Genomic DNA, 12,240 nt, shown 5'->3' with positions numbered 1-12,240 from the left:
GACGCAGCTAAAACAGGCTGTCCCAAATCCCCGGCGATATCAATGCCTTTATTCAAACTACCGTTTGAAGAGAATTTTCCAATCAGCACTCCATTTGAAGGCCATCCCCAACCGGTCGGCGCGGGCCCGGCAGGCGGTAAAGGCGCAGGCGCGGGCTTGTTTGCAACCGTCGGCGCGGCGGTGCCGGCAGGCCGGGTAATGATGGTGGTCTTGCTCGAAGACGAGGGCGAAGATCCGGTATTTGTCACAACTGCCGTAGGCGCTGAACCGGTACGTCCATCGAAACGGATCGTCTGACCCGGATGTATCGTGTAGGGCACAGGAATATTGTTACGAGCTGCAAGCGCCTTGTAGTCCCAGCCATAACGGAAGGCGATCGAGAACATCGTATCGCCCTTGCGCACCACATACTGCCCGGTGGTTACCGTCGGCTTTTGCGGTGCGGCGTTATTACGATCTACCACCCGCGCCCCGCTGCTTGGCGAGCTTGAGCACCCTACCAACACCGAACTGAAGACGAGGCCAAGCACCAGTCGATGAAAGCTTGTTTTACTCATACGCTGCGCAAGACCTGTGAGACTCACCCGCCGCTCCCTTTGTGGTGGCTGAACATGAATGCCTGTATCAGGCTTGAAATATGTCGCAAGTATAACTGGGCATTGAAGTTTTACCGGCACACGACTGAAACGAATCATTCAGCGTGTTTAAACGTCGTGCCAGTCATGTTGACTCAATAGACCCCGCCGTAAGACACATCCCCGCCAGCAGAATTCACCGCCGGCAAAAATTGATCACGCCAGCGGGCCATTGAGCAACGGCACAAAACGCACGGCCCCCAGCACATGCCGGGAAAAACCATCGTCCTCACGAATAATGAGCATCAATTGTTGCACTTCACCGGAGCCTACCGGGATCACCAGGCGTCCGCCGGGAGCGAGTTGATCGAGCAATGCTTGCGGCACATCGGTGGCCACCGCAGTCACGATGATGCCGTTGTACGGTGCCAGCGCCGGCCAACCTTCCCAGCCATCGCCCCAGCGGAACACCACGTTGCGCAGGTTCAGTTCCACCAGGCGCTCCTTGGCGCGGTCTTGCAATACCTTGATGCGCTCCACCGAGAACACCCGCTCGACCAACTGCGCAAGCACGGCGGTCTGGTAGCCGGAGCCGGTGCCGATTTCGAGCACCTTGTCCAACGGCCCCGCCGCCAGCAGCAGCTCGCTCATGCGTGCCACCATGTACGGCTGGGAAATGGTCTGGTTATGGCCGATGGGCAGCGCCGTGTCTTCATAAGCGCGGTGGGCCAGGGCTTCATCGACAAACAAGTGCCGAGGCGTACGCCGGATCACTTCCAGCACTTGGGCGTTGGACAGACCCTCTTCGTACAAGCGCTGGATCAAGCGTTCACGGGTACGCTGGGACGTCATCCCGATACCCCGGCGCAGCAAGTCGTCTTGTTCACGGCCCATCAGCGCAGCCCCTCCAGCCAGCCATCGAGACCACTGAAGGCATCACTGAAGGTGCGATCAAATTGCAATGGAGTAATCGACACATAACCCTGCATCACCGCATGAAAGTCCGTGCCCTCACCGCCATCTTCGGCATCACCCGCTGCGGCGATCCAATAGCCTTCCTTGCCACGCGGGTCGACCACCTTCAACGGCGCCGCCGCACGGGCACGATGACCCAGGCGCGTCAGCTGGATGCCGCGAATATGATCGAGGGGCAAATTGGGGATATTGACGTTGAGCACCGTGCGCGGCGGCAAGTCCAGGGTGGCATGGGCCTCCACCAGCTTGCGCGCGAAATACGCCGCAGTGGGCAGGTTATCCAGTTGGCGCGAAGCAAACGAAAAAGCGAACGCGGTACGCCCCAGGAAGCGCCCTTCAAGGGCCGCCGCCACGGTGCCGGAATACAGCACATCATCGCCCAGGTTGGCGCCCAGATTGATACCCGACACCACCAGGTCCGGCTCGTGATCCAGCAGGCTGTTGATGGCGAGGTGGACGCAATCGGTGGGGGTGCCGTTCACGCTGATAAAGCCATTGGCCAGGACCTTCGGGTGCAGCGGACGGTCGAGCGTCAGCGAACTGCTGGCGCCGCTCTTGTCCTGGTCGGGGGCGACCACCACGCACTCGGCATAATCTTCCAGCGCAGCATAGAGCGCGGCAAGACCGGGTGCGGTGGCACCGTCATCGTTTGATATCAGAATACGCATGGGTTGTCCGTCTGCCCCACCGGCACCAGATCAACAAGCTCGCGCACCAAGACAGTGGCGAAGCATCCGGCCGGCAGGACGAATTCCAATTGCAGAATGTCCAGCGAGGGATAATGCCACGTCAAACCGCCAATGGGCAGTCGCAGAATGCGACGTTCCTGGCTCATGCCAGCATTCACCAGCCAATCGCGCAGGTCGGCCTCACCGGCGGCAACGGCCTGTTCCAGCTCAAAGGTTGCGCCACTGGCAGGTGAATCGCCTTCGCCCCACTGCGGACCGGTGGGGTGCAGGTCCAGAATCGCCAGGCGCGGGTCGCTGCATTCAGCCTCCCCCGCCGGAAAAAAACTGCGGCTGTCGGTAAACGCCAGCAAGTCGCCGACCTGGGCGCGCTGCCAGGAACCCTCGGCAACCCGCGCCGCCAGCACTTTGTTGAAGAGATAACTGCGCGCAGTCGACAACAAGCGCGAACGCACATTGCGCTGCTCCGGCAACGCCTTGCGCACGGCCCACTCGCGGGCGTCGACGACGTTGCCGCCGTTATGGCCAAAGCGCTGGGTGCCGAAGTAGTTCGGAATGCCGTGCTGGGCGATCAGCTGCAACCGCGCGTCGATGGCGGCGGTATCGCCGACCAACTGCGTCAGGCGCAAGGTGAAACCATTGGCCGAATGCGCGCCGCGCTGCAGCTTGCGCTTGTGGCGACCGGTCTTGAGGATCCTGAGCGTGTCGTTTTCTGCCGCGCTCATGTCCGGATCAGCCTTGCCCGGTAGCTGCACGCTGAACCATTGGCGGGTCAACGCTTGGCGATCCTTGAGCCCGGCATAGCTGACGGTGCGCAACGGCACACCGGCCGCCTTGGCGATCCGACGTGCTGCTTCCTCGGTATTGAGACCGCGCTTCTCGACCCATAACCACAGGTGCTCGCCTTCGCCGGTCAACGGAATATCCAACACTTCGTCGACTTGGAAGTCTTCAGCCGTGGCCTTCAGCACCGCGCTGCCCAACGCCTCGCCATACGCCCGTGGGCCCAGCAGTTCCAAGTCGTTCATGCGCGCAGCAACAAGGCAACGGAGTGCACCGCAATGCCCTCTTCACGACCGGTAAACCCGAGTTTTTCGGTAGTGGTGGCTTTCACGTTGACTTGATCCAGTTCAATTTGCAGGTCAGCGGCAATCAGTGCGCGCATCGATTCGATATGGGGCGCCATCTTCGGCGCCTGGGCCACGATGGTGTTGTCGACGTTACCGACTTTCCAGCCCTTGGCATGGATCAAGCCCACAACGTGGCGCAGCAATACACGGCTGTCCGCGCCTTTGAAGGTCGGGTCTGTGTCCGGAAAGTGCTTGCCGATATCGCCCAACGCCGCTGCGCCGAGCAAGGCATCGCTCAAGGCATGCAACACAACGTCGCCGTCGGAATGAGCCAGCAACCCATGATGGTGCGCAATGCGCACGCCGCCCAGGGTGATGAAATCGCCTTCAGCGAAACGGTGCACATCGTAGCCGTGGCCAATACGCATAAAAAAACGCCCCGATTTAATTCAGGGCGTGATTCTACCTACTTTTGCCTCACATTAACCGAGCAAAGCACGGCCATGGTGTCGCAAATGATCTTCGATGAAGCTGGCGATAAAGAAGTAGCTGTGGTCGTAGCCGGGTTGCAGGCGCAGTTCCAACGGATGGTTGGCCGCCTTGGCCGCTTGCTGCAAGGCTTCAGGCTTGAGTTGCACGGCGAGGAAATCGTCGCGGTCACCCTGGTCCACCAGCAGTGGCAGCTTTTCGGACGCTTCGCTGATCAGCACACAGGCGTCCCACTCACGCCATTTCGAACGTTCTTCACCCAGGTAACGGGAGAACGCTTTCTGACCCCAGGGGCAATCCATCGGGTTGTTGATCGGCGAAAATGCCGACACCGATTGGTAACGCCCTGGGTTGCGCAATGCACACACCAACGCACCGTGACCGCCCATGGAGTGGCCGCTGATGCCCCGTTTAGCCGAAGCCGGGAAATGCGCTTCAACCAATGCCGGCAATTCCTGCACCACGTAGTCATGCATTCGATAGTGCTTGGCCCAAGGTTCCTGGGTGGCATTCAGATAGAAACCGGCGCCGAGGCCGAAATCCCAGGCGTTATCCGGGTCACCCGGCACACCCGGCCCACGCGGGCTGGTGTCCGGTGCAACAATGATCAAACCCAGTTCAGCGGCCATGCGCTGGGCGCCGGCCTTCTGCATGAAGTTCTCATCGGTGCAGGTGAGACCGGACAACCAGTACAGCACCGGCAGCTTGCCGCCCTGCTCCGCTTGCGGCGGCAGGTAGACGGCAAACGTCATGTCGCAGTCGAGCACATCGGAATGATGCTTGTAGCGTTTATGCCAGCCGCCGAAGCTTTTCTGGCACGACAGGTTTTCCAGACTCATGGCCGACCTCAGAAGTGGATGACGGTACGAATGCTCTTGCCTTCATGCATCAGGTCAAACGCTTTGTTGATGTCTTCCAGGCCCATGGTGTGGGTGATGAAGGTGTCCAGCGGGATCTCGCCGGTCTGGGCCATTTCCACGTAGCTTGGCAGCTCGGTCCGGCCGCGCACGCCACCGAATGCCGAACCGCGCCAGACGCGACCGGTCACCAGCTGGAATGGACGGGTGGCGATTTCCTGGCCGGCACCGGCCACGCCGATGATCACCGACTCGCCCCAACCTTTGTGGCAGCACTCGAGGGCAGCGCGCATCAACTGCACGTTACCGATACATTCGAAGGAAAAGTCCACGCCACCGTCAGTCAGGTCGACGATCACGTCCTGGATCGGGCGATCGTAGTCTTTCGGGTTGATGCAGTCAGTGGCGCCCAGTTGCTTGGCGATCTCGAACTTGGCCGGGTTGATATCGATGGCAATGATGCGGCCAGCCTTGGCTTTGACCGCGCCAATAATGGCCGATAGACCGATACCGCCTAGGCCGAAAATGGCCACGGTGTCGCCTGGCTTGACCTTGGCGGTGTTGATCACCGCACCGATGCCGGTGGTAACGCCACAGCCCAGCAGGCAGACTTTTTCCAGCGGCGCTTCTTTAGGAATCTTGGCCACGGAAATTTCCGGCAGCACGGTGTATTCGGAGAAGGTCGAGGTGCCCATGTAGTGGAAAATCGGCTGACCTTTGTAGGAAAAGCGTGTAGTGCCGTCCGGCATCAGGCCTTTGCCCTGCGTGGCGCGGATGGCCTGGCAGAGGTTGGTCTTGCCCGACAGGCAGAATTTGCACTTGCCGCATTCCGGGGTGTACAGCGGAATTACATGATCGCCCACCGCAACGGAAGTCACACCCTCGCCGATGGCTTCAACCACGGCACCGCCTTCATGGCCGAGGATCGACGGGAAGATGCCTTCCGGGTCGGCACCCGACAGGGTGTAGGCGTCGGTATGGCACACACCGGACGCGACCACCCGCAACAGCACTTCGCCAGCCTTGGGCATGGCGACATCCACTTCTACGATCTCAAGGGGCTTCTTGGCTTCGAAGGCTACGGCAGCGCGGGACTTGATCATCCAGGTTTCTCCAGGGAGTTAAAAACTGAGACGTAGAGTGTAAAACATGGCCATCTGATTAATAATCCAGACAAAAGCAAAACTTTATTGCTGTACAGGGATAATTGCCATGCTGGAAAACCGCTGGGAAGGCATCGATGAGTTTGTCGCCGTAGCTGAATGCAGCCAATTTACGGCGGCGGCCGAGCGCTTAGGCGTGTCGTCGTCCCATATCAGCCGGCAGGTGGCACGTCTGGAAGAGCGCCTGCAAACGCGCCTGCTGTATCGCAGTACGCGCAAGGTGACCCTGACCGAAGCGGGCCAGACCTTTCTGCAGCATTGCCAGCGCCTGCAGGATGGTCGCGAAGAAGCTCTGCGCGCGGTCGGCGACCTCACCAGCGAACCCAAAGGCATGTTACGCATGACCTGCGCCGTGGCGTACGGCGAGCGCTTTATCGTGCCGCTGGTCACACGGTTCATGGCGCTTTACCCCCAACTGCGGGTGGATATCGAGCTGAGCAACCGCCCATTGGACTTGGTGCACGAAGGCCTCGACCTCGCGATTCGCCTGGGGCGCCTGCAGGATTCGCGCATGGTTGCCAGCCGGCTGGCGCCGAGACGCATGTACCTGTGCGCGTCGCCGTCCTACCTGGCGCGGTATGGTCGACCACATAGTTTGTCGGAGTTGAGTCGGCATAACTGCCTGATCGGCAGCTCGGATATCTGGCAACTGGCCCAGGACGGGCGGGAATTTTCCCAGCGTGTGCAGGGAAACTGGCGCTGCAACAGTGGGCAAGCGGTGCTGGATGCAGCGCTACAGGGCGTCGGGTTGTGCCAATTGCCGGACTATTATGTGCTGGAGCATCTGCACAGTGGCGCGCTGGTGTCGTTGCTGGAGGCACATCAACCGCCGAATACGGCGGTGTGGGCGCTGTATCCGCAGCAACGGCATTTGTCGCCGAAGGTCAGGAAGCTGGTGGACTTCTTGAAGGAGGGGCTGGCTGGGCGGCCGGAGTACAGCAGTTGACTGTATTGTTGTTTGGGCGGACCTCATCGGGGGCAAGCCCCCTCCCACCTTTGAATATGTTCACAGGTCAAAATGTGGGAGGGGGCTTGCCCCCGATGAAGTCGACACGATACAGGCGACTACCTGCGATTCGCCCACCGCAGCCGTAACCATTCCAGATCTTCGGGCCGGGTCACCTTGATGTTGTCCGAGCGCCCTTCGATCAATCGTGGCGCCTGACCAGACCATTCCATCGCCGAAGCTTCATCGGTAATGACCGCATCCGCCACCAGGCTATCGGCCAACGCGCGATGCAAGGCGCCGAGGCGGAACATCTGCGGGGTATAGGCCTGCCAGATCAGGCTGCGATCGACGGTTTCGATCACACGGCCATATTTGTCGACGCGCTTGAGGGTGTCGCGGGCCGGCACGGCCAGCAAGCCGCCGACCGGGTCGTCCGCCAGTTCGGCGAGCAACTTGTCCAGATCATCGCGACTCAGGTTCGGTCGTGCAGCATCGTGCACCAACACCCAGTCGTCATCGCCGGCACCCAAGGCATTGAGTTGCAGCAGTGCATTAAGTACTGAACCAGAGCGCTCAGAACCACCCTCCGCACGCTGGATACACGGGTCGGCAGCACAGGCCAGGCTGGGCCAGTAGGGATCATCAGCAGCAAGACTAACCACCACGCCCTTGAGCGATGGATGGTCGAGAAAACAGCCGAGGCTGTGTTCGAGAATAGTGCGCCCGCCCAATTGCAGGTACTGCTTGGGACGGTCCGCGGCCATACGGGCACCGACGCCCGCGGCAGGAATCACGGCCCAGAAGGCCGGCAAACGCTCACTCATTGGGCCAACTGGTAGAGGGTTTCGCCCTCCTTGACCATGCCCAGTTCATGACGAGCCCGCTCTTCAACGGTCTCCGTGCCTTTTTTCAGCTCAAGCACTTCGGCATCGAGGACGCGGTTGCGCTCCAGCAAGATCTCGTTTTCGGCGTGCTGTGCAGCAATTTGCTCGGTCAGGTCTTTCACCTGCGCAAAGCTGCCATTACCCACCCATAGGCGGTATTGCAGGCCAGCCAGCAACAAGAGCAAGACGAGGAACAACCAATTGGGACTGCGCATCGAATATCGGGTATCCAGTGAAAAAAAACAGCCATGCAAAACTTTTGCAGCAACTGATAGCACGAAGCCTGGAAGAACCAGGCTTGTGCTTGATAGCCATCAGATTAGCGTCGAAATACACACTGTCGTGAGTTTTCCGACGCAATCCGCCGACCTTTTACCATTTTTACCATGTAGCGATCAGCCGCGAAACTCGCCGCGACCGTTGTACTTGGCCTTGCCAGCCAGTTGCTCTTCGATACGCAGCAATTGGTTGTACTTGGAAACGCGATCGGAACGGCACAGGGAACCGGTCTTGATCTGGCCCGCCGAAGTGCCCACGGCCAGGTCGGCAATGGTCGAATCTTCGGTTTCGCCGGAGCGGTGCGAGATCACGGCCGTGTAGCCCGCCGCCTTGGCCATCTGGATGGCTTCCAGGGTTTCGGTCAGGGTGCCGATCTGGTTGAACTTGATCAGGATCGAGTTGGCGATCTTTTTATCGATGCCTTCTTTCAAGATCTTGGTGTTGGTCACGAACAAGTCGTCGCCCACCAGTTGGATTTTCTCGCCGATCTTGTCGGTGAGGATTTTCCAGCCGTCCCAGTCGGACTCGTCCAGGCCATCTTCGATCGAGATGATCGGGTAGCGCTGGGTCAAGCCCTTCAGGTATTCAGCGAAACCTTCGGAGTTGAACACCTGGCCTTCGCCAGACAGGTTGTATTTACCGTCCTCGTAGAACTCGCTGGCCGCGCAGTCCAGGGCCAGGGTCACGTCGGTGCCCAGCTTGTAGCCTGCGTTGGCCACGGCTTCGGAGATCACTTTCAGTGCGTCTTCGTTGGACGCCAGGTTCGGAGCGAAACCACCTTCGTCACCCACCGCAGTGCTCAGGCCACGGGCCTTCAGAACAGCCTTGAGGTGGTGGAAAATCTCGGTGCCCATGCGCAGGCCTTCGGAGAAGGACTTGGCGCCCACCGGCTGCACCATGAATTCCTGGATGTCGACGTTGTTATCGGCGTGCTCGCCACCGTTGATGATGTTCATCATTGGCACCGGCATCGAGTAGACACCCGGGGTACCGTTCAGGTTGGCGATGTGAGCGTACAGCGGCAGGTCCTGGTCCTGAGCAGCGGCCTTGGCGGCGGCCAGGGACACGGCGAGGATAGCGTTGGCACCCAGGCTGCCTTTGTTTTCAGTGCCGTCGAGCTTGATCATCGCGTGGTCCAGGGCTTTCTGGTCCAGCGGGTCCTTGCCCAGCAACAGGTCACGGATCGGGCCATTGATGTTGGCTACAGCCTTGAGAACACCCTTGCCCAGGTAACGGCTCTTGTCGCCATCACGCAGTTCCAGCGCTTCGCGCGAACCGGTGGAAGCACCGGACGGCGCGCAGGCGCTGCCGATGATGCCGTTATCGAGAAGCACGTCGGCTTCGACGGTGGGGTTGCCACGGGAGTCGAGAACTTCACGACCTTTGATGTCGACGATTTTTGCCATTGTTGTAAACACTCCAAAGTTGACGAAAACGACGCAGCTGAAGGAAATCTTTTGACCGACCGCAAGGGTGGAACAACGGGGCAGGCTTGCAGGCGACAAGGCCCAGGCCCGAGGGCCTGAGCTTTTAGCGTGGGATACTTTACCGGAGAAATGGCGCTTACGCGGTCTCTACCGTCGGAAAACTCTTGACCAGTTCGTCCAACTGCTTGAGCTGGGCCAGGAATGGCTCCAGTTTGTCCAGGCGCAGGGCGCATGGGCCGTCGCATTTGGCGTTGTCCGGGTCCGGGTGGGCCTCCAGGAACAAGCCCGCCAGGGACTGGCTGATGCCCGCCTTGGCCAGGTCCAGCACCTGGGCACGGCGCCCACCAGCGGAATCGGCACGACCACCCGGCATTTGCAGCGCGTGGGTCACGTCGAAGAACACCGGGTATTCGAACTGTTTCATGATGCCGAAACCGAGCATGTCCACCACGAGGTTGTTGTAGCCGAAGCTCGAACCACGCTCGCAGAGAATCAACTGGTCGTTACCCGCTTCCACGCACTTGTTCAGGATGTGTTTCATCTCCTGGGGTGCGAGGAACTGGGCTTTCTTGATGTTGATCACAGCGCCGGTCTTGGCCATCGCGACGACCAGGTCAGTCTGGCGCGACAGGAAGGCCGGCAACTGGATGATGTCGCACACCTCGGCGACCACGGCAGCCTGTTCAGGCTCGTGGACGTCGGTGATGATCGGCACGCCGAAGGCTTGCTTGATGTCCTGGAAGATCCGCATGCCTTCTTCAAGACCCGGGCCGCGATAGGAGGTCACGGACGAACGGTTGGCCTTGTCGAAGCTGGCCTTGAACACGTAAGGGATACCGAGTTTCTCGGTGACCTTTACGTACTCTTCACAGACCTGCATCGCCATGTCACGGCTTTCCAGCACGTTCATGCCACCGAACAGCACCATGGGCTTGTCGTTGGCAATCTCGATGTCGCCTACGCGAATGATCTTCTGGGCCATCAGGGTTACGCCTTCTTCTGATGTTGCGTCAGTGCTGCTTTGACGAAGCCGCTGAACAACGGGTGACCGTCACGCGGCGTCGAGGTGAACTCAGGGTGGAACTGGCACGCGACGAACCATGGATGATCCGGCGCCTCGACCACTTCAACCAGCGCGCCATCACCGGAGCGACCGGAGATTTTCAGGCCAGCTTCTTTGATTTGCGGCAGCAGGTTGTTGTTCACTTCGTAGCGGTGACGGTGACGCTCGACGATCACGTCCTTGCCGTAGCAATCGTGAACCAGCGAGCCTTGCTCCAGCAGGCAGTCCTGCGCGCCGAGGCGCATGGTGCCGCCCAGGTCGGAAGCTTCGGTACGGGTCTCGACGGCACCGGTGGCATCTTCCCACTCGGTGATCAGGCCGACGACCGGGTGGCCGCTCTTGCTGTCGAATTCAGTGGAGTTGGCGTCTTTCCAGCCCAGCACGTTACGGGCGAACTCGATAACGGCCACTTGCATGCCTAGGCAGATGCCCAGGTACGGCACCTTGTTCTCGCGAGCGTATTGCACGGCCGTGATCTTGCCTTCCACGCCACGCAGGCCGAAACCGCCAGGCACGAGGATCGCATCAACCCCTTCGAGCAGCGCGGTGCCCTGGTTCTCGATGTCTTCTGAGTCGATGTAGCGCAGGTTGACCTTGGTACGGTTGCTGATACCGGCGTGGCTCATCGCTTCAATCAGCGATTTGTACGCGTCCAGCAGTTCCATGTACTTGCCGACCATGGCGATGGTGACTTCGTGCTCAGGGTTGAGCTTGGCGTCGACCACGGCTTCCCACTCGGACAGGTCCGCGCCATTGCATTGCAGGCCGAAACGCTCGACGACAAAATCGTCCAGGCCTTGCGAGTGCAGGATGCCCGGGATCTTGTAGATGGTGTCGGCGTCTTCCAGCGCGATCACCGCACGTTCTTCAACGTTGGTGAATTGCGCGATCTTGCGACGCGAGGAAATGTCGATCGGGTGATCGGAGCGGCACACCAGCACGTCCGGTTGCAGGCCGATGGAACGCAGTTCCTTGACCGAGTGCTGGGTAGGCTTGGTCTTGGTCTCGCCGGCGGTGGCGATGTACGGTACCAGGGTCAAGTGCATCAGCATCGCGCGCTTGGCGCCGACTTCGAAACGCAACTGGCGGATGGCTTCGAGGAACGGTTGGGACTCGATGTCACCCACGGTGCCACCAATCTCGACCATTGCCACGTCGGCATCGCCGGCACCCTTGATGATGCGGCGCTTGATTTCGTCGGTGATGTGCGGGATCACCTGGATGGTTGCACCCAGGTAGTCACCACGACGCTCTTTGCGCAGCACGTGCTCGTAGACACGGCCGGTGGTGAAGTTGTTGTTCTGGGTCATGGTCGTGCGGATGAACCGCTCGTAGTGGCCCAGGTCCAGGTCGGTTTCGGCGCCGTCGTGGGTGACGAACACTTCACCGTGCTGGAACGGGCTCATGGTGCCCGGGTCAACGTTGATGTACGGGTCCAGCTTGAGCATGGTGACCTTAAGTCCCCGCGCCTCCAGGATGGCCGCCAATGAAGCGGAGGCAATGCCTTTCCCCAATGAAGAAACAACACCGCCCGTGACGAATATGTAGCGCGTCATGAAAAACCCTAGAAGTCTGCGTTAAAGCGGTCCGAGCCGCCGGGGAAAGCGAAGGAAGGCCGAAGCCCCCGATCACCTGCATTAATCACAGTGCACCTTTCAAAAAAACCGCCGCGTGGTGACAGACCAGCAATGAAACACCGGTACGTTGATCGCTACACATTTTTTGGAATCGCCCAGCAAAGACTGCTTGGTAATCGGCAACTGCTGCGATTCAGTCGAATCCACAGAAGTTGTATCAAGAAGGGAGCGTAGTCTACCGGAAAG

The 12,240-nt window shown here is 59.8% G+C and carries 13 protein-coding genes; 1 reads left to right on the top strand and 12 read right to left on the bottom strand.

Annotated features, from left to right (window positions below):
- The 7 genes from AC3ZU9_RS30495 to AC3ZU9_RS30465 form a co-directional block, all read right to left on the bottom strand.
- Positions 1-584, bottom strand: a 584-nt coding sequence (locus AC3ZU9_RS30495) for a LysM peptidoglycan-binding domain-containing protein (protein ID WP_490091746.1), incomplete at its 3' end; no start/stop codon positions are given.
- A 207-nt stretch (positions 585-791) separates the two neighbouring features.
- On the bottom strand, positions 792-1,427 hold the full coding sequence (locus AC3ZU9_RS30490; protein ID WP_177343936.1) for a protein-L-isoaspartate(D-aspartate) O-methyltransferase: 636 nt from the start codon (positions 1,425-1,427) through the stop codon (positions 792-794).
- Positions 1,428-1,468: 41 nt separating this feature from the next.
- Positions 1,469-2,218, bottom strand: a complete 750-nt coding sequence (gene surE / locus AC3ZU9_RS30485; protein ID WP_012722616.1) for a 5'/3'-nucleotidase SurE — start codon at positions 2,216-2,218, stop codon at positions 1,469-1,471.
- Positions 2,206-3,264 carry a tRNA pseudouridine(13) synthase TruD gene (gene truD, locus AC3ZU9_RS30480; protein WP_093544031.1) on the bottom strand — a complete coding sequence of 353 codons (1,059 nt, stop codon included), beginning with the start codon at positions 3,262-3,264 and terminating at the stop codon, positions 2,206-2,208. The genes surE and truD overlap by 13 nt, the downstream gene beginning before the upstream one ends.
- A complete protein-coding gene (ispF, locus tag AC3ZU9_RS30475) occupies positions 3,261-3,734 on the bottom strand; it encodes a 2-C-methyl-D-erythritol 2,4-cyclodiphosphate synthase (protein ID WP_012722614.1) in 474 nt (157 codons plus the stop codon). The genes truD and ispF overlap by 4 nt, the downstream gene beginning before the upstream one ends.
- A gap of 54 nt (positions 3,735-3,788) precedes the next feature.
- Positions 3,789-4,634 carry an S-formylglutathione hydrolase gene (gene fghA, locus AC3ZU9_RS30470; RefSeq protein WP_064054969.1) on the bottom strand — a complete coding sequence of 282 codons (846 nt, stop codon included), beginning with the start codon at positions 4,632-4,634 and terminating at the stop codon, positions 3,789-3,791.
- Between the two features lie 8 nt (positions 4,635-4,642).
- Positions 4,643-5,755, bottom strand: coding sequence for an S-(hydroxymethyl)glutathione dehydrogenase/class III alcohol dehydrogenase (locus tag AC3ZU9_RS30465; protein ID WP_012722612.1), 1,113 nt, complete (start codon positions 5,753-5,755; stop codon positions 4,643-4,645).
- A gap of 109 nt (positions 5,756-5,864) precedes the next feature.
- On the opposite strand from AC3ZU9_RS30465, the gene AC3ZU9_RS30460 reads away from it, so the two are divergent.
- Positions 5,865-6,761, top strand: coding sequence for a LysR substrate-binding domain-containing protein (locus tag AC3ZU9_RS30460; protein WP_012722611.1), 897 nt, complete (start codon positions 5,865-5,867; stop codon positions 6,759-6,761).
- Positions 6,762-6,880: 119 nt separating this feature from the next.
- On the opposite strand, the gene ispD is transcribed toward AC3ZU9_RS30460, so the two are convergent.
- The 5 genes from ispD to pyrG all read right to left on the bottom strand — a co-directional run bounded on the left by ispD (position 6,881) and on the right by pyrG (position 11,973).
- A complete protein-coding gene (gene ispD / locus AC3ZU9_RS30455) occupies positions 6,881-7,588 on the bottom strand; it encodes a 2-C-methyl-D-erythritol 4-phosphate cytidylyltransferase (RefSeq protein WP_490091745.1) in 708 nt (235 codons plus the stop codon).
- Entirely contained in the window at positions 7,585-7,863 is a 279-nt protein-coding gene (gene ftsB / locus AC3ZU9_RS30450) for a cell division protein FtsB (RefSeq protein WP_003231201.1), read from the bottom strand. Before ftsB ends, ispD begins: the two co-directional genes overlap by 4 nt.
- A gap of 180 nt (positions 7,864-8,043) precedes the next feature.
- Positions 8,044-9,333, bottom strand: a complete 1,290-nt coding sequence (eno, locus tag AC3ZU9_RS30445; protein ID WP_003189193.1) for a phosphopyruvate hydratase — start codon at positions 9,331-9,333, stop codon at positions 8,044-8,046.
- A 157-nt stretch (positions 9,334-9,490) separates the two neighbouring features.
- Entirely contained in the window at positions 9,491-10,336 is an 846-nt protein-coding gene (gene kdsA, locus AC3ZU9_RS30440; protein ID WP_010212442.1) for a 3-deoxy-8-phosphooctulonate synthase, read from the bottom strand.
- A gap of 5 nt (positions 10,337-10,341) precedes the next feature.
- Positions 10,342-11,973 (bottom strand): CTP synthase, encoded by a 1,632-nt coding sequence (pyrG, locus tag AC3ZU9_RS30435; protein WP_012722609.1) that lies wholly within the window; start codon positions 11,971-11,973, stop codon positions 10,342-10,344.
- Positions 11,974-12,240: the final 267 nt, after the last annotated feature.

Source organism: Pseudomonas sp. A39 (assembly GCF_058145955.1).
The sequence above is the reverse complement of the archived record's forward strand: the minus strand, read 5'-3'. Positions and strand labels throughout refer to the sequence as shown.